The sequence below is a fragment of the Colwellia sp. MB3u-8 genome, from assembly GCF_014076985.1.
Lineage (GTDB): Bacteria > Pseudomonadota > Gammaproteobacteria > Enterobacterales > Alteromonadaceae > Cognaticolwellia.
This window is the reverse complement of the sequence record NZ_JACGVA010000037.1, coordinates 266,328-289,003: the sequence shown is the minus strand read 5'-3', so window position 1 is coordinate 289,003 and position 22,676 is coordinate 266,328. Positions and strand designations below refer to the sequence as shown.

Sequence of the window (22,676 nt, the reverse complement as noted above, 5' to 3'; positions counted from 1 at the left end):
TAAATATCAGATAGTAAGTGCCGCTGATTAAAAGTCTCTTAGTAAAGTTACTTAAAAAATGAATAATTGGGGAGAGAATAAAATGGAAAGAATTTGGCTTGAAAAAAGTTACCCAAAGGGTCTAGCATTTGAAATAGATCCAGACAAATATAACTCTTTGGCAGATTTATTTTTAAAATACACCAAACTTTATAAAAACAATACCGCATTTATTAATATGGGTGCTAGCATTTCTTATCAAGAACTTGCACAACAAGCTAACGACTTTGCTGCTTATTTGCAACAAGATTTAGGATTAGTTAAAGGCGATAAATTTGCCATTATGATCCCAAATACCCTGCAATATCCTATCGCATTATTTGGCGCATTGATTGCGGGACTAACCGTGGTTAATGTCAACCCGCTTTATACCGCGCGTGAATTACAACACCAATTAAAAGACTCGGGCGCAAAAGGCATTCTTATTCTCGAAAACTTTGCTCATGTACTTGCCGCCGTTATTGATAAAACTGACGTAGAGCAGGTTATTATTACCGGTGTTGGTGACAGGTTGAGTAAAATTAAAGGCGCTATCATTAATGGCGTACTAAAGTATGTTAAGAAACAAGTACCTGCGTACCATTTACCTCAAGCAGTAAAATTTAATCGGGCAATGGCAAAAGGCGCGGCGCTTAATTTTATGCCGGTTGAGGTGGTGGGAACTGATTTAGCTTTCTTACAATATACTGGCGGCACAACCGGACCTTCAAAAGGCGCAATGTTAACCCACCGTAATATGGTTGCTAACCTCGAGCAATCTAATGCCGCGACTAAAAATGTTTACGAGGTTGGCAAAGAAATTATGGTTACCGCGTTACCGCTTTATCATGTTTATGCCTTAACCTCTAACTGTCTGTGTTTTATCCCCTTTGGTGGCACTAATCTATTAATTACTAATCCTAGAGATATGGCCGGTTTTGTTAAAGAATTAGCTAAATATCCTTTTACCGTCATAACCGGTGTAAACACTTTATTTAATGGTTTATTACATACCCCAGGTTTTGACAAACTTGACTTTAGTCCACTGAAACTTGGTTTTGGTGGTGGTATGTCTGTGCAACGTCCTGTCGCAGAACTTTGGGAAAAGATCACTGGCACACGTTTATTAGAAGGTTACGGCTTAACTGAGTGCGCGCCCTTAGTGACTATGAGCCCCTATAACCAAGAAAATTACAATGGCTCTATCGGTATTCCTGTTTCTTCAACAGATATTCGTTTAGTCGATGATGATGGAGCTGATGTTGCGCTAGGACAGCCGGGTGAAATGTGGGTAAAAGGTCCACAAGTGATGAAAGGTTATTTTAATCGTCAAGCCGCCACTGATGAAGTATTAAAAGACGGTTGGTTAGCAACAGGTGATATCGCCACCATGGACGAGAATGGCTTTTTTAAGATTGTCGATCGTAAAAAAGACATGATTATTGTCTCTGGTTTTAACGTTTTCCCCAATGAAATAGAAGAAGTTCTCGTGATGCACCAAGGGGTACTTGAAGCGGCAGCCGTTGGTGTTAAAAACGATGCTAGCGGTGAAGCAGTAAAAGTATTTATTGTTAAAAAAGATCCTAACTTAACCGAACAAGACATTTTTGATCACTGTCATGAAATGCTAACCAATTATAAACGTCCTAAGTTTGTAGAATTTATCGATGAATTACCCAAGAGCAATGTCGGCAAAGTGCTGCGAAAAGAATTACGCAGCTAAACCGTTAAATCGACACTATTTGCCACTATCGGCTTAATAAAAATTAACCACTGCTTTATCTGTTTATCAGGCTTTATTAATCTGGCTCTGTATATTCAGTAAAGAAGATAACTAGGAGAAATATAATGACTACTTATACCGCAATTAATTTAATCGCTCGTCCAGGTACTGGCCCTATTGGCCCAGAACTATTTGACGTTGTGCAAGTCGCCATGCCAACCGTTGGAGAAGGGCAATTCTTAGTAAAACAAAACCATATGTCGCTTGATCCCGCTATGTTTGGTTGGATGAGTGCTGACACCGAAAGTTATATTCCGCCGGTGGCATTAGGCGATGTGATGCGCAGTTCAGGCATTGGCGAAGTCGTCGAAAGTCAACATGCTGACTTTAAAGTGGGCGACCGCGTTATGGGCATGATGGGCTGGAAAGAATATCACTTAAGTGACGGTGCAGGCTTGAACAAAGTTGCTGCGCCACTGCCAGATGAAGCGATTTTATCGGTATTTGCTTTACCGGGCTTAACCGCCACACAAGGTTTGTACAGCATAGGTAAGCCAAAAAGTGGTGAAACACTGGTGGTTTCTGGTGCGGCAGGCTCGGTTGGTTCAATTGTCGGGCAGTTAGCGAAAGCGGATGGCCTTAGGGTTATTGGCGTAGTGGGTAGTGATGAAAAAGCCGATTGGATTGTTAACGAATTAGGCTTTGACGGTGCTATTAATTATAAAACAGATAATTTAGCTGAAAAATTAGCCGAACTTACCCCAAAGGGTGTTGACGTTTACTTTGAAAATACGGGTGGCCCAATACAGCACCATGTCTTTGAAAGAATGAATGCGCATGGTCGTATTGTCGTTTGTGGCTTAATTGCCGATTATCCAAAACAAAATCCTGACTTAGCGCCAAATTGGATCCCGATCATCAAAAAGCGTTTAACGATACAAGGTTTTACCATGCCAGATCATTTTGGTGAAATTCCAGCCTTATTAACCAAGCTGACACCTTACGTGATGCAAGGGAAAATCAAACATCGTGCGCACGTGTTAGAGGGGCTTGAGTCGGCAATCACAGGCTTGAACTTATTCTTCACGGGTAAAAACAAAGGCAAACTAATCGTTAAGCTTTAATCCGGAAAACGAACAGTATCTGCAGATAAAATATGAGGTTATACCCTTTGTGCAGATAACCTTCGCGCAGAAAAAATACGCTATAGCCAAGCAAAGATGTGCCTAGTCTATAGCGTTAAATTTATATAGAAATGAGAAGGTAGCAAAAATTGTTGATTAATTTGAGCCCTAGCTTAGTGATACTCGCTGCTTTGACCGCATTATCTGTTAAAGCAGAAACGCCACAAGCAAGCGCAGTAAGGGCTGAAGCAGTGGTTGCTAGAAGCGTTTTAGATACAAAGGCTGTTAAGGTCGATGAAACAAGTTTTAGTTGTATAAGAGAAATGACACCCGTAAGGCACTTTTATATCGATAACCTTTTAGGTGACATAAAAAGTACCTTAGCCGCGGCAAACGCTCCGGAAGGCGCAGTCTATCCTCCAGGCTCGGTAGTACAACTGGTGCCTACAGAAGTGATGGTTAAGCGCGAGTCAGGAACATCTCCAGCGACGGGCGACTGGGAATTTTTTGAACTTGAAGTTAATGAAAATGGCTCTACAATCGCCAAACGTGGCTTTGTTGATGTGGTAAACCGTTTTGACGGCAACTGTTTTGCTTGTCATGTACCGGCTCGTGACCCTTGGGACTTTATCTGTGAATCAGGTCATGGTTGTGAGCCAATTCCAATCGACCATAAAATGACGGGAGCACTGCAGCGTTCAGACCCACGTTGTGGCAACGCAGTACCTGAAGACGGTGATTGGATGGCACTTTTTAAACTTAAAAGCATGGTGACCATAGGCTTAACTAAAAAATGGTTTGAAGAGAAGTTTTAACCTAAATCTAAGGAAACTAAAGTGAGTATATCTGTGTGCAAGCAGTACTAACCGATTTGCTCATTATTAAGTTAGGCAATATTTATGAGTGAAATTAAAAGCCTTGTAGGAGGATACTAAAAAATAAACTCACTGAGTGTTTGCTCTTATTTAGCTTAAGACGATATCATTAATCTTAAACGTTTTGTGAATATAAAAGCAATCAGCAGACACGCCAGACCTTTTTCCGGTCTGAGTAATTATTGAGTCAGATAGTTATATTAATCCATCAATTTTTAATGGCGCCTAAAATTATAGGGCATCATATTTATAGGTAAAATCATGTTTAACAGTACAGAAAATTATATTGCATCAGACGAACTTCGCTTAGCGGTAAACGCAGCAATTACTTTAGAAAAACCCTTATTGATCAAAGGTGAACCGGGTACGGGTAAAACTCAGCTAGCAGAAGAATTAGCAAAGTCACTTAATTGTAAGTTATATCAATGGCATATTAAATCGACCACTAAGGCACAGCAGGGCTTGTATGAATATGACGCCGTGTCGCGTTTACGAGATAGCCAATTAGGTGATGAACGGGTTAATGATATTTCAAATTATATTATTAAAGGCAAGCTTTGGCAGGCGTTTGAAGAAGAACAACGACCGATATTATTAATTGATGAAATAGACAAAGCCGATATAGAATTTCCCAATGATTTATTGCAAGAGCTTGATAAAATGGAGTTTTTTGTTTATGAAACTCAACAAGTGATTAAAGCAAAACAACGGCCGATTATCATTATTACCTCCAATAATGAAAAAGAGCTACCCGATGCATTTTTGCGCCGCTGCTTCTTTCATTACATTAAATTTCCAACCAAAGTAGAGATGGAACAAATTATTGCCGTCCATCATCCGCATGTAAAACAAGACTTGTTAGCGCATACTTTAGAGGTGTTTTTTGATCTAAGAGACGTGCAAGGTATTAAGAAAAAACCGTCAACGTCTGAGTTAATTGACTGGTTAAAACTGCTAGTTGCCGACGATGTTGCTCAAGATGTATTGATTAATAAAAAGTCAGACATCATTCCTTTATTTGGCGCTTTACTTAAAAATGAGCAAGATGTGTCATTACTCGAAAAGCTCGCTTTTATTAGTCGCAGAAACAGGCAATAAACGTGTTTATAGATTTATTTTTAACCCTTAGAAAGCACAGAGTACCGGTGAGTTTGCGAGAGCTCTTAGATCTTATTGCGTTACTAAAAAAAGGCGTAGTTTTTGCCGATGTTGAAGCCTTTTATCATTTAGCTAAAATCGTGATGGTTAAAGACGAGATCCATTATGACAAGTTTGATGGGGCATTCGCTGAATATTTTGACGGTGTGCAAAAGATCGATATTTTCGACAAGGTTGTACCGGATGAATGGCTAAGAAAAAAATTTGAAAGCCAACTCAGTCAAGAAGAGAAAGACAAGTTAAAGGCCTTGGGTGGTCTTGACGAATTAATGAAAACCTTAAAAGAGCGCCTTGCAGAGCAAGAGAAACGACACGAAGGTGGTAACAAATGGGTTGGTACCGGCGGTAAATCACCGTTTGGCGCCTATGGTTATCACCCAGAAGGTATTCGTGTGGGTCAAGACGGTAATCGTAATAACCGAGCGGTAAAAGTGTGGGATAAGCGCGAGTTTAGAAACTTTGACCAAGATAAAGAACTCGGTACGCGCAATATCAAACTTGCGCTTAAAAAACTGAGAAAATTTGCTCGTACTGGCGCCAGTGAAAAGCTTGATATTAATACCACTATACGCTCTACTGCAAAAAATGGTGGCTTACTCGACGTGCATATGGAGCCTGAGCGCCATAATTCGGTAAAAGTATTAATGTTTTTTGATATTGGCGGCTCTATGGATGAATACATTCATACCTGTGAGGAGCTATTCTCAGCGGCGCATACTGAGTTTAAACACCTTGAGTTTTTCTATTTTCATAATTGTGTTTACGAAAGTTTATGGAAAGACAACAGCCGTCGTCGTACGAACACCGTTGATCTAGAAGAGATAATAAGAACCTTTGGTAGTGACTATAAGGTACTTTTTGTCGGTGACGCTACCATGGGGCCTTATGAAATAATAGCCCCAGGTGGCAGTGTTGAACATTGGAATAAAAAAGCCGGCATTGATTATATGCAACGAATTTTGGGGCATTTTAATAAGGTGGCATGGTTAAACCCACAACCAGAAAATCAATGGGATTATCATCAGTCAATTTCAATTATCAAAGGGTTAATTGACGATAAAATGTTTCCACTAACGGTTGACGGTATCGGTCGTGCTATTAAAGAAGTGAGCTAAAGACTCATGTAAGTATAAATAAAAAGTCCAATTTATATAGGGCCTACAGAGAAGCTACGGGTGATAATCTAGCCTTGGGAAATTTTTTTGTAGGTCGGACTTTAGTCCGCCAACCGTTAAGCGGGTAACAATGTAAATTTAGACGACTGTTTTGTAGGGCGGACTTTAGTCCGCCACCGTTAAGCAAGTGATTAATGCTATCGGCCAACAAACATTGGCAGCCGGTATTGTTTTTTCTTTATCAGTCTTAATACTAAAAGCCGTTAAATTTCATTTAACTCGATGGACTGAAGTCCATCCTACATAGAGCCTACGGGTGACAATGTGAATTTAGACGACTGTTTTGTAGGGCGGACTTTAGTCCGCCACCGTTAAGCGGGTGATTAATGCTATGGGCCAAAAAACATCGGCAGCTAGTATTGTTTTTGTTATCAGTCTTAAGGCCAAAAGCAGTTAAATGTCATTTAACTAGATGCTGCCTGTATAGAACTTACTATAGATGATGATTATGCACTTAAACTAACGTTCTGATTTAAGTGCATAGGCAGGTATATCAAGCGGTTTTAAAAAATTTCTATAAAGCGATAACCATAGCTGAATCAAGGGCAATGGCCGCATCTAACGTCGCTAAAATATCTTTTCTTGTTTTTAACTTAGTACCGTGATGCGCATCCATATTCAAGGTCAGCATCTGAGTAGCAGCTACCTTCGCTGTTGCCATTAACTGTTCTGGCTCTACTAGGGTATCTAAAAACCCAGCTAAAACTGCTGTTTCTGGCGAGAATAATTCGGCATTAATCACTGAGCGGGTTAAATAGTTAGTGGGTATGCGATTGCGGGCTATTTCAATGCCGGCCTGGTGCATAGTCATACCAATAGTGACTTCGTTTAAGCCGATTTTAAATTTACCTAAACTGCCGATACGATAATCACAACTCAGTAATAGAAATGCCCCCTTAGCAATAGCATGACCAGAACATGCACCGATAATTGGCAAAGGAAATGACAACATACGACGAGACAAAGTAGAACCCGCGGTAACTAAGGCCACCGCTGACTCTGAACTTTCTTTCATGGTTTTTAAGTCAAATCCAGCAGAGAATATACCGGGTTCAGCGGTTAAAATAACCACAGCACCTGCGGATTCAGCTTGATCTAAAGCGTCATTTATTTCGGCTATCACTTGGTGAGAAATAGCGTTAACTTTGCCATTTTTTAAAGTGATTGTTGCAATTTTTTCATTAATGTCTAAATCGATTAATTCCACGGTTCTTCCTAAAGTTATCTAATTTGAATGAAATGGCCTTACCAAGCAAAACTTGTTACTTTTTGGTCGGCTGCCTTTTGTTAATGTTAACAAGATAAGCTTGGGTTATGGTGCGACTTGCTCATAACCCAAGATTTTCAGCCATTGCTAATATAATTGCCATCATAGTATCAGCGGCATTGAAACAATCGCCAGCAAAAACTGTACGTTTGCTTAAAAATTTTAAATAGATTAAAAATAGCGTTATATTTCATTGGCAATATAGCCATTAAATGTTGCTCTGCTTTTTAAGATTAGCTAAAAAAGGTCACCGCATTGGCCATATCTTCACGCTCAGTTCGGGTATTATTTACGGCAGCGCTTTCATCAGCATAACCAAATGACATACCAAATAAAATGCCACGCTGTTCTGGTAAGTTAAGTGCTGCTTTTATCGGATCGGGGAATTGGCCCAGTGCGCCTTGCATACAAGATGACAAGCCATGCTCTGCGAGTATTAATGAAAGCGTTTGGGCATAAATACCCAGGTCAACGGCTCCCATAATATCTAAATATTTATCCATGGTAAAAAAAGCAACGTGAGGAGCATCAAAAAAGCTCCAGTTTCGTATCATCGCACGCTGTCGGCCTGGCTTATCTTCTCGGGTTACGCCAATAGCACTATAAAGAGCATTTGCTGAACCAAATTGGCGATCTCGATGAACGCCTTCATATTTAGGTAGCCAGTTAAAATCAGGATTGGGTGCAGCACCTTTCATGACGGTTGAGATCAGAGCGTTTTTTAATTGTTCTTTCTTCTCACCTGACACTACACAGGTTTGCCAAGGTTGCACATTACAGTTTGAAGGCGCTTGTTGTGCTTGTGTAAAAATGGATTCAAGTAATGGTTGTGGTATGGGTTTATCCAAATAAGCACGGGTAGAATAGCGTTTTTCTAACAGGGCAATCACTGACATAGCAGGTCCTTTATAATGATTTAAAATAGCGGATGATTAATTTGCTGTTTGAAGCTAAGTTTAATTTAAATCTAAGCTTAATAATAACCTACAGCATAAAATCATGCTTGTAGTGTTACTTATGTTAAAGCCGATGTTTTTATAACACCAATGAATAATTTTAATCATACGGTATTATAAAAACATATAGTAGTGATGATATATAAGATAAAACGGCACTAAACTAGACGTTAGTTAAGTAAGTTACAAGCTATCTTGACACTAGTCAAATTATAACTATATTTGGTGACTTCTTGTATACGAAAATATAATAGTAGGTAATAAAAAATATTCATTTGTTTTATAACTGTCTTGTGATTAGCATAAATTATAAGACGACTAATGATGGCCAGCAGACTCTTGATTGTTCGAGGTTAAGGTTACAGAAATTAAGTGTGACACGCTTTTTCATGGTTATTTTATTTAAAAGTAATCTAAAAAACTTAATTGCTCGTACTGGTACTACCACTGTGCTATTTTCAACGGTAGTAAAGTTAATTTCTATTAAAAAAAGACTGTATCTAAAAATAACTGGAGAATAAATAAATGCCTGAGTATAAAGCCCCGATTAGAGATATAAAGTTTGTGATGCAAGAGTTGTTAGACTGCAACAAGCATTACCAAGAACTTGGTTATTCTGATGCCAGTGAAGATATGGTTGATGCTATTCTTAGCGAAGCTGCCAAATTTACTGAGCAGGTTATTGCACCCATTAATCAAATAGGTGATCAACAAGGTTGTACATGGACAGATGGCGTAGTAACTACACCAGACGGCTTTAAAGATGCTTATAAGCAATATGTCGACGGTGGTTGGCCAACATTATCTCAAAGCGTAGAGTTTGGCGGTCAAGGCTTACCACATTCATTGAATGGCGCGATCAGCGAAATGATGTCAGCAGCGAATCATAGTTTTGCTATGTATCCTGGTTTAAGTCATGGTGCAATGGCGACCATTGAAGCGCATGGTACTGATAAACAAAAGCAACAATTTATGCCAAAGCTAGTTGAAGGCAGCTGGACCGGCACTATGTGTTTAACTGAAGCACATTGTGGTACCGACTTAGGCATGTTGCGCACCAAAGCAGAATTAACAGACGATGGTAGCTATTCATTAACCGGCTCAAAAATATTTATTTCAGCGGGTGAGCATGATTTGTCTGACAACATTGTGCATATCGTTATTGCCCGTATTCCAGGTTCGCCTGAAGGTAGTAAAGGTATTTCTCTTTTCATTGTACCAAAATTCAACATTAATGATGATGGCACAATAGCGGACAAAAACGCGGTAAGTTGTGGTTCTATTGAACACAAAATGGGTATCAACGCTAACGCTACTTGTGTGATTAATTTTGATAGTGCTAAAGGCTATTTAATTGGTGAAGTTAACCGCGGTTTAAACTGTATGTTTACCTTTATGAATGCAGCGCGCTTGGGTGTAGCACTTGAAGGTACGGCAGCAACAGAAGCGTCTTTTCAAGGGGCATTAGCTTATGCTAAAGACCGTTTGCAAATGCGATCTATTAGTGGTGTTAAAAACCCAAATGGCCCGGCAGACCCGATTATTGTCCATCCAGATGTGCGTAGAATGTTGTTAACGCAAAAATCTATTGCTGAAGGCGGCCGAGCGTTATTGGGTTATTTGTCACAGTTAGTTGATGTAACACATGCCGAAAAAGATGCAGCCAAAGTAGCAGACGCTGAAACAAGACTCGCCTTGTTAACGCCGATAGCTAAAGCCTTGTTGAGTGAATTAGGCTTTGAGTGTACCAGTCATGGTATACAAATATTAGGTGGCCACGGCTTTATCAAAGAATGGGGCATGGAACAATTAGTGCGCGATACTAAAATAAGTTGCATATATGAAGGCACTACCGGTATTCAAGCCTTAGATTTACTTGCGCGTAAAATTTTAGGCAGCAAAGGCGCCATTTTAAAACCTTTTATGACTGATATTGGCGCATTCTGCCAACAGCATGCAGGTAATCCAGAAATGGCAGAGCATATTCAAGCACTAGGGGCTTATTCTCAGCAATGGCAAGAATTAACCGCTGACGTAGGTAAAAAAGCCATGAGCAACGCAGATGAAATTGGCGGCGCATCAGTCGACTATTTGATGTTTGCTGGCTATGTTACCTTAGCTTATTTCTGGGCAAGAATGGCGGCAGTGGCTGAGGATAAATTAAAAAATAGCGATGAAGATAAAGCGTTTTACCAAGCAAAAATTAAAACAGCAAACTTTTACTTTAAACGCATATTGCCACGCGCAAAAGGACACGCCGCTTGTATTGAGGGTGGTGTTGATTCAATGATGGCATTAGCGAGTGAAGACTTCGCTTTTTAATTGCTTTTAATAACCTTTAGCGGCATTTAATAACAAAAGCAGCTGACATTATTTTACGCTTGAAAAGGTGATGTTTTACTAAAAAATATAACAGTAACACTTAGCGTTGAAAGCCTCTTTTTTCGCTAAGTCATTCATGGTTATGTCTTGTTTAAATAGCAATACATAACCATTTTCACCTTATATCAGGTGTTAATCTTCAGTGCGCATGGCTATCAACTCATACCCTGCATTAAAAATAAGCTAGCTTAACAGTGGCTGATGAACTAACTCTCTAACCTTCGACATTGATTTTCCGTCAAAGATAAACTCAAAGTGTTTAGTTTGAATAGCGCTAGTGACATGAATAGGTGAAAATAATCCCCAACAGGTGGCACCTTGATTTCTTACCGAGTAATATTGAAAACCTTGCTGAGCATTCTTTTTAAGCTCTGCGCCAAGCCGCCTTGGTAGCGAGTAATCCTCTGGTTCATAAATACCTTTAACCTGAAATAAATCAACAACACTTGCACTAAAGGTTACTTTTAAACAACGCATATCCACAGTGTCATAATGTAAACCCTGCAGGTTTTGAAAGTATTTGTCTTGATGGTAAAGGGTTTCTTTAATGGCGGTATCAATCGTGTCGGCAAGATAAAGTACACCAAAGTCACCCTTGCTAAAGCGTGAGCCTTCAGGATTAATATGGGTAAAAGGCGCGGTTACATAATTTACACCATCAATGCCAAAAGGAATTTCATTACTTGATAGTAGTGATAAGTCGCCAAGCTCATTTAATATTCTTGGGTTGGTGAGCGCTTGAATAGCGTAAACCGTTGCAAAGTCTTCTTGACTGACAACATCATCAAAAAGCGTCATAGGAGGAAATTTTGAGTTCACTAACCTAAAGGCAATTTTGTTCAGCAAGTTTACTTTTTTAGTGTTCGGCTTCACCTTACCACTGCCCGTTACGCATGGCGTCTATCCGCTTGAAAACTTCGTATAAGGTGCCAAAATTTCCACTTGAAATCAGCGATAGTGGCGAATGGCCATTAAAGTAAGGATTATCATTTTTCATCGCCATAAAGCCATAAACATTGTCAGGATTAGAAAAAACCATTTTTAATGCTTGATGAATATTAGCAATGTAACTAATACGCTCTAATTGGTCTTTAGAAAGGCTAGCGCTTTCATTATGGTTAAAACGATAATAGCTACTTTTGCTCAAACCTAGAATAGCTTGCTTGTCGCTGGCACTGCATTGCCACTTCTCTAATATATTACTACCGAGTTTAAAGGCCACGGCGCTGTTAATTTTCGGTGTTTGATTTTGCTTATTTGCAGCCTTCATTTAGATCCCCTGATAAAACCGATGTGCCATAAAAGTCGCTAACCTAATTATTGCCAACTTAAGTGTAGTTTCAAATGGTACTTTTATCAATTATTTGCCTCAAATGATGCGGTTTTTTTAAATGAGCCGGTAATTAATAAGCTAGTTATACTTGGGTACTGTGCTTTTTTTTGATAATTATTTTAAAGGTCTTTTCTGATAACAGTAAAAATATTATCGCAGAAAGTATGGCGGAGGCGAAAATCATACACATGACAATAATTTGATATCTTACGGCAATCAAAGGAGAAATACCGGACAGAATTTGCCCTGTCATCATGCCGGGTAATGAGACTAACCCCACAGCGAATAATGAATTAATGACGGGTATTGTCGCCGCATTAAGTGCCTGCTTACGTGCTATTGGATAGGGGGTTTTATTGTCCAGTTCTGAAAATATTCGTTCTGCAGACAAACTAATGCTGTTCATCGCGGTGGCGAATATCATACCCGCCAGTGGAATAATAACTTGTGCTTGATACCATGGACTTAAAGACAATGCGCCTTGGCTGATCACCAATAAAGTAAAACCACCGCCACATAATATGGCAATAAAACCTTGTTTAAACAGCACTAGTCGATATGCAGGTAAGGTGCGTAAGGCAATCCAGCAAGAAATACTGACCATAGCTAATAAAATTGCAGTGATTAACCAGACATTGTCGGAATAAAATATGTAGCTTAGTGCGTAGCCGATAAATAATAGCTGTACCAGCATACGTGAAAGGGCATAGCTCGCTTGTTTTACATTGAGTGACCATAAATATAAAAAAGCCAGCGCAATAACAACGGGGATAAAAGCAATAGATAGATCAACTAAGCTGATCATTTGCAGGGTATCATTTATGGGCATTAAAAGTAGTTAACCTAAGGTTTGCATAAGCTTTTTGTCAACAGTAACAGGCGTTAAAATAGTGCTATTAGGAAAATTCGCTTATGGGTTGATCAAATTATTTATAAAGGTGAAACTATTATTTAGTATATTACCTTTAGATACAAATTTAGTGTATAACACGGCGATAAAATATTTAATAAAAACGCTAGTAACAAGCTCTAGTAATAAGGAATACTCAGTGAATGACACCCGTAAAAATTTTATACTTTTACTCTTAATAACGACAGGACTTTTTTCGTCATTTTCACTGTTGGCTCACGGCGTAGACGATGTTACAAAACAGTTTTTAGAAGCGAATAAAGGGGGCGCAATATTCCCGTTTATTTATATTGGCGCAAAACACATGCTAACAGGTTATGACCATTTATTATTTCTAGTTGGTGTGGTGTTCTTTTTGTTTCGCAGCAAAGACGTGTTGCTTTATGTCAGCTTATTCACGCTAGGCCATAGTTTAACTTTGCTCTATGGCGTATTTAGCCAGATTGAAATTAATGCCTATATTATCGATGCCATTATCGGGCTATCTGTGGTCTATAAAGGTTTTGATAACTTAGGCGGCTTTCAACGGCTATTTAACTACCAACCCAACACTAAAATTGCTGTAACAGTATTTGGTTTATTTCATGGTTTTGGTTTAGCTACTAAAATACAAGAATTTCAGTTACCCAGTAATGGCTTAGTGAGCAATATTATTTCATTCAATCTAGGGGTCGAAATAGGTCAGCTTTTAGCACTTGCCATGGTGTTAATCGTATTAAGTTTTTGGCGAAAACATAGTAGCTACTTAAGCTTTGCAACCTTCACCAATACCGCCCTAATAAGCGCTGGCTTTATGCTGATAGGTTTACAACTCACAGGCTATTTTATCAGTTAGCGTTAGTGATTTACGCTCATTAAAGTACCATCAACTTAGGGCTATTTTAACGAGTTGTTACCGTATCAAGTAAATCAATAAAACAAATAAAAAGATATTTAGGATATAACATGCATAAATTTAATATACCTGTACATAGCACGACAACTTTAGTTAAAGCCACTGCTATCGCGCTTCTAGTGGCAATAACGCTACTAATTACCTGCATTTTACCCGCAGAATATAATATTGACCCAACGGGTAGTGGCAAAGCATTAGGGCTAACGGCAATAGCCGAAGCGTCAGAAAAGTCGCCAACCTTGATAGTAGCGCGAGGTAAACAAAATGATCTATTACGCAGTGATAACGTTGAGATTATTATCCCTGCAGGCAAAGGCTTAGAATATAAATTATATATGGATAAATATGCCCATGTGGAGTACGAGTGGACATCGGGTGTTACAGCACTTTATTTTGATTTTCACGGTGAGCCAGCAGGGGATACAACGGGATATTTTGAAAGCTTTTCAATTGCCACCACAAACAATATGCAAGGTTCACTAACTACCCCCTTTAAAGGCTCTCACGGTTGGTATTGGAAAAATACCACGCAACAACCGGTAACAGTTTCGTTATCTATTAAGGGTTATTATACGATTAAAGGCTAAGGGACTTTGTGATAAAAATTGGTTGTTAGTGGCTTTATGAACTGATTTATTGACAAGTTTTTTATTTAGGTTTCAATGCTTTATACGTTTTTTTGTCTTCATTCCTTAATGAGATTTTTAAAGCAGTCAGGAGTGTCTAGACCCTATATTCGCTATATTAAGTGTCTTATCACTCTATTATTTAGGCACTCTATTATTTAGACACTCACTTTGTCAGTAAGGAAACGACTTTGCTTTCACGTTTATATAACTTTATGCCTGGCTTGAACGTTTTGTTCAATTATCAGCGTCAATGGCTAGCTGATGATGCTAAAGCGGCATTGTCGGTTGCAGCCGTTGCTTTACCGGTTGCTATCGCTTATGCACAGTTAACCGGTGTTAATGCAGTTGTTGGCTTATATTCCTGTGTTTTACCCATGATCATATATGCACTATTTGGCACCTCCAAACAATTAATTGTTGGCCCCGACGCCGCGACCTGTGCGGTTATTGCCGCTGTGGTAACGCCTTTAGCCGCAGGTGACATTGTTAAGCATTGGCAATTAGTGATCACCATGACGGCGATGACAGGTTTTTGGTGCATAATTGCCAGTCGTTTTAAGCTTGGCGTATTGGCGGACTTTTTATCCAAACCTATTTTGATGGGACTATTAAATGGTGTCGCCATTACCATTATTGTGGGTCAGTTTTCTAAAGTTTTTGGTTTTACATTTGACGAAAGGCACCTGGTTGAGCGTTTAGGGGGTGTACCTGAATATCTCTCGCAAGCGCATGTGCCAACGCTATTAATGGCCTTATTTACTGTCAGCATTTATTTTTTTATCAAACGCTTAAAACCCACTTTTCCCGCTTCTATGTTCGCCATCGCTTTTGCAGCTACGTTAGTATGGTTTTTTAATTTAGAGCAGTTTGAGATAAAAACCATTGGTATTGTTGAAGGTGGTTTACCCTTATTTAAAGCGCCTGATTTTGATCTTGGTATTCTTCGTGGGCTAGTTATGCCAGCACTTAACCTAGCGATAGTCAGCTTTGTGAGTATGATGCTAACCGCACGCAGTTTTGCTGAAAAAAATAGCTACGATATTGACTCAGATAAAGAGTTTATGGCCTTGGGCATGGCAAATTTTGCGTCTGCTTTATCACAAGGCTTCGCAGTGAGCGGCGCAGACTCTCGCACGGCAGTGAATGATGCCAATGGTGGTAAAACACAATTAGTCTCTATTATAGCGGCGATTATTATTGCCATTATTGCGATTTTTTTAACGGCGCCACTTGAGTTTATTCCTAGCGCTGCATTGGGTGTTGTATTGATCATTGCGTCAATACATCTTTTAGATTTAAAAGCGGTATGGCGATTAAGATTAAAAGACCGGCAAGCATTTTACTTAACCTTAATCACATTATTTGCGGTGCTGTTTATTGGTGTTATTCCTGGTATTACGCTGGCGGTATTACTGGGTTTATTTCAATTTATTCGCACCGTAATGCGCCCGACAGACAATATACTTGGTGTTGATATCAATGGTGTGGTGCGAAGTTTAGATACCAGCGATAAAGCCAAAGCGATAGACGGTGTTTTCATCTATCGTTTTAATTCGCCGTTAACCTACTTTAATTCTAGTTTTTTTAAACGTAGGTTATTAGAGCAATATGCCCGACAAAAAGATGGTATTGAGTGTGTCATTATTGACGCGGTTCCGTGCTTCACCCATTTAGATTTAAGTGTTATGGCCATGCTGGCAGATTTGAATACTATCTTTAAAAAGCGCGGGGTACGCCTTGAGCTTGCCGGTAGAAAACGCCAACTTCTGGCGTGGTTTAAAAACGCAGATATTAAATCAGGTAGCGATGGCATTTATGTTCATTCTGACTTGTATTTAGCGTTGAGAATAAATAAAAGTAAACAAATCGGAGATGAAGAGGCGCAAGGTTAAGGGCTTTATGCGCTCAATGTCCCACTAAATATTAGTTTTCACACCGTTATATTCTAGTAAAATTAGGCTAACTTGTTGGACACGCCGTACGAAACTCTTTTTACATGCTCGCTCTTCTTTTGTATGGTCGTGTTCCCCAAAGGGACCAAAACCGTCAAGTGTTACTACGCCCGCGGCTGAAACAATATTGGCATCACTGACTCCGCCTCTTGTTTCTGTCGGTAATTTTTCACCTAAAATAGACTCTAGCTTGGCGAGAAATTGAGCCTGCTTATCATTAGCTTGCATAACGTCGCGTTGAATACCACCAGACAATTTTGCGGTGACACCTTTTACCTGCTCGGTTGCGACGATACGATTGATTGCAGTGAGTAAACGATCCCGTTCGTTGTGTTTGCTGTAACGAATTTCCACTAGCAAATGTGCATTGGGTGAAATCGTATTGGCACCGATTCCGCCGCTAATTTTTCCAACATTTACTGTTGTGCCTTTTGCAAGATTTGTCAGTTGATTTAGTTTGATAAGCATTTCTGCGGCCGCTAAATTAGCATCAGCACCCTGTAGATAATTATTACCGGCATGTGCGGCTTTACCGCTAAGATCAATAGCAAAAGTGCCAACACCTTTGCGTCCAACCACCACTTCACCGTTTTTACCTGCAGCTTCAAATACCAGACAGGCCTGATAGCTTTTTGCTAATACAGCTGTGATCTGGCGGCTATCATCACTGCCTGTTTCTTCATCGCTTACTAGCAGTACGTCAATATCAGCAATACTGCCATATCTTTTCGCTACTTCCCTTAGGGCGCAAATGGCGACATGAATTCCGCCTTTCATATCGCAGACTCCTTGTCCATAGATCCAATCTTTATCTTCACTAAACAGGTTAGGGACTTCTGGCGGTAAAACAGTATCTAGGTGACCCAGCAGTAAAAGTTTATTGCCGCTCTTAGTTTGGGAACTAAATAGCAGATGATCACCAATATCTTTTCTGGGGTATCGTTTGGTGTGATACCCCAGTATTTCAAATAGGCTTTGATAGCGCTTACCTAAAAGATCGACCCCTTTTTTGTTGTGGGTATTTGAGTTCATTTTTATGAGTTCAGCGAGCTCTGAAAAATCATAATTTGATCCATCAGGTTTCATTGGATCAGTATCAGCTTTTAAATCTAAATTAATCTTCATGTGGCTCCTTACTGGTTAATAATATAGGGGATAAAAATACGGATGACGGCTTAAGATAAAGGTTAAAAAATTTAATAATCCCTCACCCTGACAATTGTCAAATTAGTTGCAGCTTAATTAATTTATAATTATTTAGATAAGGTTAATAACTGTTCGAACTCCGCTGATATTTAATAACTATATCAGCGTTTATTTTTAAATTAACTTTGCTGAGTGGCAATATATGACTGATTACACTATTGGGATGTGGATGTACCGAAATGGCGGTGGGGAAGTAATACAGCAACGTATTATTGAGCAACTAAATCAAAACGGGATCGCAGTGATTAATAATTTGAGCTTGAAAAATGGCTATGCAAATAATGGCCATATATTTTCTGGCGAGGTGGAAATGGCAAACCTAGATCTCTACTTTTCCTATAACGCTAGTGAGCAGAGTGATTATCAGGTTTATCTCTATCAAGCGCTCAATATGACGGTGCCTTGTATTAATAGCTTTGAAGCTTTTTGTGTGTCGGAAGACAAGTTTAAAACCTCTCATTTACTTAATCAAAATGGTGTCCCAACCGCTAATTATCAATTATGTCATCACCAAGAGTTGGAAAGGGCCAGAGAGATATTACGTAACTGGGGGGGGAAGGCACTGTTTAAACCCACTAATGGTTGGGGCGGCAAAGGGATTATTAAAATTGAAAGTGCAGCCGAGTTCGAACGATTATTACCGTTATTGAATGAGACTAAGCCTGGTTATTTTTATCTCGAAAGATGGATAGACAATGACTTTACAGATTTTCGAGTAGACGTGGTTGACGGGACGATTGTGGGTTGCTACGGACGCAAAGCAGCCCAAGGCGACTGGCGTACAAATATTTCTTGCGGTGGTTCGATAATTTTACGCGAGCTAAACGATCAAATTGCCGCTCTTTCGCTACGCGCAGCTAGGTTAACAGGCTTAGATATTGCAGGGGTTGACCTGATTTATGACCGAGAACGCGAACAATTTGTGGTATTGGAAGTCAACGGTATTCCTGCCTTTGCCACACCGGAACAAGAAAAATTCGGACTGGATTTTAATGCGCTAAAAATTGAGAAAATCGTCAACTTAATCGAACGCAAAGTTAAACTTAATGCTATAGGAAATATTCATGAGCAAGCACTTGCCAAATACATTGCCTAAAATTGCCTTTTTATATCTCGACCATGTACAACGTTTTTTTGATTACTCTAATTTTAAAGGCTGGCCTGATAAAATAGAAAAGGTGGTTTATCATTGGGGTAAAGACAAAGAACGCTTTATTGATGCGGTAAAAAGTAAAAAAATTGACGTATTGATCGGTAATATTCCGGCGACCGCTTATGAAACTTTTCGTGAGATTTCGCGCGCATTACCAACAGTACAATTTATCCCATCCCTAGATAGCCAATTCTCAAATAAATCGAAGGAAAATGTGACTCGGTTTTGTAAAAAATATGCACTGCCGATCCCTAATACGCATATTTTTTATCAACCACAAAAGGCCTTTGATTTTCTGTCTAAGGCCGAGTACCCACTAATAATCAAAAAATCTTATGGTCCTTCTAACTATGGCGGTTATTTCGTCCACAAAGTAGATTCATTTGCGCAGGCCTGTGAACTTTTAGAGTGCAAAAAATATTACCCCGTATACGTACAAGACTTTATCCCGATGGCAGCAGATATTCGGGTGATGTTAATTGGTCACAAACCAGTATGTGCCTTTTGGCGCAGACCCCTGCTAGGCAAATGGCTAACCAACACGAGCCAAGGTGGCTCCATGGATTATAAAGCAGTACCCCGAAAAGTTTTGCAATTATCTGTTAAGGCATCAAAAGCAGCAAACGCTGAATTTTGGGCATGTGATATTGCCGTAGGAAAAGATGGTCAATACCGCATTTTAGAATGCGCCACGGCTTTTGCCGCATTTTCTTATATCAGAGACTGGATAGGTCAGTACCTGATGTGGAGTTTGTCTTCAGGCCAATTTTCTAAGCCTTATATCCCGCTTTATAACTGGGAAGAGTTAGGGAAAATAAATTCTGCCTTGCTTCGCACTATGCGTCACATCAGTTTTTCAAAACAATGTCACCAGAGCGTCAACGATAGTGGTGAAACCTTCGACAAAATAAGTGCAGACGGTTCTCCATTACTTAATACTGAGCCAAATCAGTACGAAGAATGGCCGAGTGATATTTGGAATTATCAAGATAATTATGCGCGTTATCAACCAAGCCTTGATAAAACCTCTGCAGTGGCTGTTCAATCAGTTGGTGCACAGGAGAGTGATATACCTGCTTTTGAAAATGTAGGCAGAGAAGACATACAAGTAACAGAGCAATTGCCCCTGGTACTGCCTGTTATAAGTGAATAACAGTAATATTATTCGATTGAAAAATAAAATGGCCTTCTATTATGAAAAAACAATATTCAACTTATCAGCAAACCTGTGAATTTTTGGCCAATGCGATGCGTGAATACCCTGATCTGATTCAGGTTAATAGCATTGGTGAAACGTGGGAAAAACGGCCCATCATGATGGCAACAATTTCCAATGATGTGAGTAACGCGGGCAATAAACCGGCTTTGCTTTATACCGGTTCAATTCATGCACGTGAGTGGATTGGCAATGAGTTGGCGATCAAGTTTATTCAATATATTATTGATAACCATCAACATCATCCGATGTTAGCATCGGCACTCAATAGTAGTAGTCTTTATATTGTGCCTTGTCTTAACCCTGACGGTTTTGAATATTCGCATACCCATTTTTCATTTTGGCGCAAAAATAGGAGGGACAACGGCGACAATACCTTCGGTGTTGACCTTAATCGTAACTTTGGTGTGCGCTTTAAAAAAGGAACAGATACCAGTTCGGCGATATATTCAGGTCCAGCCGCATTTTCTGAACCTGAAACTCAAGCCATCAAAGTGTTTGTTGAGACTCACCCCAATATTCGTGTTGCTCTTGATTATCATTCACAAGGTAATGTTTTTTTCCCCGCGCATAAATTCAATCATGAAAAAGAAATTGAAGGCACTGATTTGAATGTGTTGTGTGCCAACATGAACAATGAAATCAGGAAAGTTACCGGACGAGAATACGGTATTCATCGAGGGAAACCTCCGTTTAATTTGATCCACGGTAGCGGCCGTGAGTATTATTATGATAGGGGAATAATGAGCATAGTGGTTGAAGTGGGTAGCCGAAATATTCCCGATTATTTGCAATATATGGCGCAATCGATTGATGAAAATATTCCCGCCTTGTTGTTTGCTTTCAGAACAGTGAGAAATTACGTTAAAGAGGCTCCACCGCGTATTACAAATTTCAATGTGACCGATATCACTACTGATAGCGTTAGTTTGAGTTGGGACGGTCTGGAAAATAAAGCGATATATTTTGAAATATTTCGCAGCGACACTTCTAAATCAGCTTGTTCAAGAGAGAATTTGATTGCCATCACTCATAGTTGCGAGTTTACCGATATTCAATTGAAGAGCGGTCAAATGTATTATTATAATCTTCACGCGATTGATCCCAGCAATATGCTGAACTCACCGTTTAGTCCCGAAATCAGGTTAAAAACAAAGTTAGCACCGGATGAATTTTCTCGTGCCTTACTCCCGGCCAAAAGCGATATTGGTTACCTTGGCGAATATAGTCTTGATGCCAATAAAAAACATTTTGGTCGAAATTCTATGTTTATTGGCGTTTCTAGTAAAAAAGGGATCTGTTTTGGCTTAATTGCTTTTTCACTGAAAAACTTATCTCCTGAGCTAACCATCAAATCGGCCATTTTTTCTTTATATCCGATGAATAGAGTGGGTGCCAAAATTGAAACTTATGGTGAATGGAGTATTTCGATCCTTGACGCTAATACGCTGGAAGACATCTCTGATTTTAATCAGGTTCAAAATGCTGTGCCTCTACTTACCTTAGGGCAAACCATTGAGTCTGATCATCTCAGACAAGGTATATGGAAAGAATGGCACTTTAACGGCGTTGAGCGTGCGTTATTACAAAATCAAATTACTAGTGGTCGTATTTTGTTTAGAATACAGGGGCCAAACAAATTGCCCTTAGGGCAAAAATCTCAACTTATGCAGTTTGATATTGGTTATGGCCCATTTGGTGGTGGGGTCCATTATCGACCTTTTCTTGATATTATTTATCGCGCTAAACCCACAGAGCTAAGATTAACGCCGGTAGCGTTAAACACCATTTCAATGCACAAGATAGACGAAGATTGTCTGAGCTGCGGGTTTGACCGTGAAGGGGGGGTTGTTTATGGTCAAATGGCTTTTTCATTGGATCAGTTACCAGACCCCGAGGAAACGGTGATCACTGATGCCTATCTGGTTATGCAGAATAAAAACAGTATTAATACAAACAAAGATATTCGCTTTACGATTGAACTGGCAGAGCTTAAAGATCTGGATTATGTTAGCGTCAAAAATCGACAGAAAATCGAATTTATCGGTTATGAAATCAGTAACACACAACTTAAAAAAAGTGCCCAGCACCATCTGATTTTTGACAGCTATTGTCGTCAAGACCTGGAACGGCTTCACTCTGAAGGAAAGCCAGTCTACTTCATCATCAGACCGACGGCGATCTCCCAAGAACGTGACGCTATTATTGACTGGTCATGCAATGACAAGAATAACGAACCGAGTTTAATGATTAATTATGTCACACGTCGTAAAAATGCCGTGTCACCACCCACTAATTTAACGCTAACAATTGAAGATTCATTGGTGAAATTGAGTTGGGAAAGCCCAGAAGATAAAGATTATATTGGTTGTTATGTGGTGAGAAATTGTTTTCATCCACCCATGTCACCTTTCGATGGGGTTAAGCTCTATGCGGGAAAAGACCAGTATACCTACGATAAATATGGCAACGCCAATATAGCCAAATACTATTCTGTTTTTAGTTATGATGTGGTGCCAAACTATTCGAAGCCCGCAAGTATCTGTTATAACGTGACTGATACCCTTGTTGTAAATGAAGATTTCACCGACTTCGATCATTTTGATGAAATGTTGAGCGAGTACGAGAATGATGACGGCGATATTGAATAGCCTGCTTGTTAAGTGTCATTGCACTCGCTCTAATTAAGACAATAATGGGCTTT

The 22,676-nt window shown here is 39.5% G+C and carries 18 protein-coding genes; 12 read left to right on the top strand and 6 right to left on the bottom strand.

The window, feature by feature from the left end; genetic code table 11:
* The first annotated feature begins 82 nt into the window (after positions 1–82).
* The 5 genes from H4J54_RS03670 to H4J54_RS03650 all read left to right on the top strand — a co-directional run bounded on the left by H4J54_RS03670 (position 83) and on the right by H4J54_RS03650 (position 6,013).
* The gene (locus tag H4J54_RS03670; RefSeq protein ID WP_182189642.1) at positions 83–1,741 is read left to right on the top strand and encodes an AMP-binding protein; all 1,659 of its coding nucleotides are present in this window, start codon (positions 83–85) and stop codon (positions 1,739–1,741) included.
* A 125-nt stretch (positions 1,742–1,866) separates the two neighbouring features.
* A complete protein-coding gene (locus tag H4J54_RS03665) occupies positions 1,867–2,865 on the top strand; it encodes an NADP-dependent oxidoreductase (RefSeq protein ID WP_182189591.1) in 999 nt (332 codons plus the stop codon).
* Between the two features lie 149 nt (positions 2,866–3,014).
* The gene (locus tag H4J54_RS03660; protein ID WP_259366945.1) at positions 3,015–3,680 is read left to right on the top strand and encodes a hypothetical protein; all 666 of its coding nucleotides are present in this window, start codon (positions 3,015–3,017) and stop codon (positions 3,678–3,680) included.
* A 318-nt stretch (positions 3,681–3,998) separates the two neighbouring features.
* Positions 3,999–4,838, top strand: a complete 840-nt coding sequence (locus H4J54_RS03655; protein ID WP_182189641.1) for a MoxR family ATPase — start codon at positions 3,999–4,001, stop codon at positions 4,836–4,838.
* Between the two features lie 2 nt (positions 4,839–4,840).
* Entirely contained in the window at positions 4,841–6,013 is a 1,173-nt protein-coding gene (locus H4J54_RS03650) for a VWA domain-containing protein (RefSeq protein ID WP_182189590.1), read from the top strand.
* 574 nt (positions 6,014–6,587) lie between these two features.
* Here H4J54_RS03650 and H4J54_RS03645 read toward each other — a convergent pair.
* Together H4J54_RS03645 and H4J54_RS03640 are read right to left on the bottom strand one after the other, a co-directional pair.
* Positions 6,588–7,280, bottom strand: coding sequence for a crotonase/enoyl-CoA hydratase family protein (locus H4J54_RS03645; protein ID WP_182189589.1), 693 nt, complete (start codon positions 7,278–7,280; stop codon positions 6,588–6,590).
* A 293-nt stretch (positions 7,281–7,573) separates the two neighbouring features.
* Positions 7,574–8,236, bottom strand: coding sequence for a nitroreductase family protein (locus H4J54_RS03640; protein WP_182189588.1), 663 nt, complete (start codon positions 8,234–8,236; stop codon positions 7,574–7,576).
* Positions 8,237–8,821: 585 nt separating this feature from the next.
* Between H4J54_RS03640 and H4J54_RS03635 the strand changes: the two genes are divergently transcribed.
* The gene (locus tag H4J54_RS03635) at positions 8,822–10,618 is read left to right on the top strand and encodes an acyl-CoA dehydrogenase C-terminal domain-containing protein (protein WP_182189587.1); all 1,797 of its coding nucleotides are present in this window, start codon (positions 8,822–8,824) and stop codon (positions 10,616–10,618) included.
* Positions 10,619–10,861: 243 nt separating this feature from the next.
* Here H4J54_RS03635 and H4J54_RS03630 read toward each other — a convergent pair whose 3' ends face one another.
* The 3 genes from H4J54_RS03630 to H4J54_RS03620 all read right to left on the bottom strand — a co-directional run bounded on the left by H4J54_RS03630 (position 10,862) and on the right by H4J54_RS03620 (position 12,840).
* Positions 10,862–11,524, bottom strand: a complete 663-nt coding sequence (locus H4J54_RS03630; RefSeq protein WP_259366944.1) for an RES family NAD+ phosphorylase — start codon at positions 11,522–11,524, stop codon at positions 10,862–10,864.
* A gap of 28 nt (positions 11,525–11,552) precedes the next feature.
* Positions 11,553–11,948, bottom strand: coding sequence for an antitoxin Xre-like helix-turn-helix domain-containing protein (locus H4J54_RS03625; protein ID WP_182189586.1), 396 nt, complete (start codon positions 11,946–11,948; stop codon positions 11,553–11,555).
* 145 nt (positions 11,949–12,093) lie between these two features.
* The gene (locus H4J54_RS03620) at positions 12,094–12,840 is read right to left on the bottom strand and encodes an ABC transporter permease (RefSeq protein ID WP_220464124.1); all 747 of its coding nucleotides are present in this window, start codon (positions 12,838–12,840) and stop codon (positions 12,094–12,096) included.
* 220 nt (positions 12,841–13,060) lie between these two features.
* Here H4J54_RS03620 and H4J54_RS03615 point away from each other — a divergent pair, with 220 nt between their 5' ends.
* The 3 genes from H4J54_RS03615 (at position 13,061) to H4J54_RS03605 (ending at position 16,337) form a co-directional block, all read left to right on the top strand.
* Positions 13,061–13,756, top strand: a complete 696-nt coding sequence (locus H4J54_RS03615; RefSeq protein ID WP_182189585.1) for a HupE/UreJ family protein — start codon at positions 13,061–13,063, stop codon at positions 13,754–13,756.
* Between the two features lie 110 nt (positions 13,757–13,866).
* On the top strand, positions 13,867–14,403 hold the full coding sequence (locus H4J54_RS03610; RefSeq protein ID WP_182189584.1) for a hypothetical protein: 537 nt from the start codon (positions 13,867–13,869) through the stop codon (positions 14,401–14,403).
* Between the two features lie 230 nt (positions 14,404–14,633).
* Positions 14,634–16,337, top strand: a complete 1,704-nt coding sequence (locus tag H4J54_RS03605; protein ID WP_182189583.1) for a SulP family inorganic anion transporter — start codon at positions 14,634–14,636, stop codon at positions 16,335–16,337.
* A gap of 24 nt (positions 16,338–16,361) precedes the next feature.
* Here the strand turns inward: H4J54_RS03605 and H4J54_RS03600 are convergent, their stop codons facing one another.
* Positions 16,362–17,522 carry a M20 family metallopeptidase gene (locus tag H4J54_RS03600; RefSeq protein ID WP_259366943.1) on the bottom strand — a complete coding sequence of 387 codons (1,161 nt, stop codon included), beginning with the start codon at positions 17,520–17,522 and terminating at the stop codon, positions 16,362–16,364.
* 223 nt (positions 17,523–17,745) lie between these two features.
* Here H4J54_RS03600 and H4J54_RS03595 point away from each other — a divergent pair, with 223 nt between their 5' ends.
* From H4J54_RS03595 to H4J54_RS03585, 3 genes are read left to right on the top strand one after another with little or no spacing between them, the layout of a single operon-like run.
* Positions 17,746–18,699: a RimK family alpha-L-glutamate ligase gene (locus tag H4J54_RS03595; protein WP_182189582.1), complete on the top strand. Its 954-nt coding sequence runs from the start codon at positions 17,746–17,748 to the stop codon at positions 18,697–18,699.
* Positions 18,668–19,909, top strand: a complete 1,242-nt coding sequence (locus H4J54_RS03590) for a RimK family alpha-L-glutamate ligase (protein WP_182189581.1) — start codon at positions 18,668–18,670, stop codon at positions 19,907–19,909. The genes H4J54_RS03595 and H4J54_RS03590 overlap by 32 nt, the downstream gene beginning before the upstream one ends.
* Positions 19,910–19,950: 41 nt before the next feature.
* Complete coding sequence (locus H4J54_RS03585; protein WP_182189580.1) at positions 19,951–22,623, top strand: M14 family zinc carboxypeptidase; 2,673 nt, start codon at positions 19,951–19,953, stop codon at positions 22,621–22,623.
* Positions 22,624–22,676: the final 53 nt, after the last annotated feature.

What these genes read in the sequence shown, in the direction of transcription:
- H4J54_RS03585 (WP_182189580.1), top strand. Translation starts at nt 19,951, where the DNA reads ATGAAAAAACAATATTCAACTTATCAGCAAACCTGTGAATTTTTGGCC.
- H4J54_RS03665 (WP_182189591.1), top strand. Translation starts at nt 1,867, where the DNA reads ATGACTACTTATACCGCAATTAATTTAATCGCTCGTCCAGGTACTGGC.
- H4J54_RS03595 (WP_182189582.1), top strand. Translation starts at nt 17,746, where the DNA reads ATGACTGATTACACTATTGGGATGTGGATGTACCGAAATGGCGGTGGG.
- H4J54_RS03590 (WP_182189581.1), top strand. Translation starts at nt 18,668, where the DNA reads ATGAGCAAGCACTTGCCAAATACATTGCCTAAAATTGCCTTTTTATAT.
- H4J54_RS03670 (WP_182189642.1), top strand. Translation starts at nt 83, where the DNA reads ATGGAAAGAATTTGGCTTGAAAAAAGTTACCCAAAGGGTCTAGCATTT.
- H4J54_RS03620 (WP_220464124.1), bottom strand. Translation starts at nt 12,840, where the DNA reads ATGCCCATAAATGATACCCTGCAAATGATCAGCTTAGTTGATCTATCT.
- H4J54_RS03635 (WP_182189587.1), top strand. Translation starts at nt 8,822, where the DNA reads ATGCCTGAGTATAAAGCCCCGATTAGAGATATAAAGTTTGTGATGCAA.
- H4J54_RS03610 (WP_182189584.1), top strand. Translation starts at nt 13,867, where the DNA reads ATGCATAAATTTAATATACCTGTACATAGCACGACAACTTTAGTTAAA.
- H4J54_RS03640 (WP_182189588.1), bottom strand. Translation starts at nt 8,236, where the DNA reads ATGTCAGTGATTGCCCTGTTAGAAAAACGCTATTCTACCCGTGCTTAT.
- H4J54_RS03625 (WP_182189586.1), bottom strand. Translation starts at nt 11,948, where the DNA reads ATGAAGGCTGCAAATAAGCAAAATCAAACACCGAAAATTAACAGCGCC.
- H4J54_RS03600 (WP_259366943.1), bottom strand. Translation starts at nt 17,522, where the DNA reads ATGAAGATTAATTTAGATTTAAAAGCTGATACTGATCCAATGAAACCT.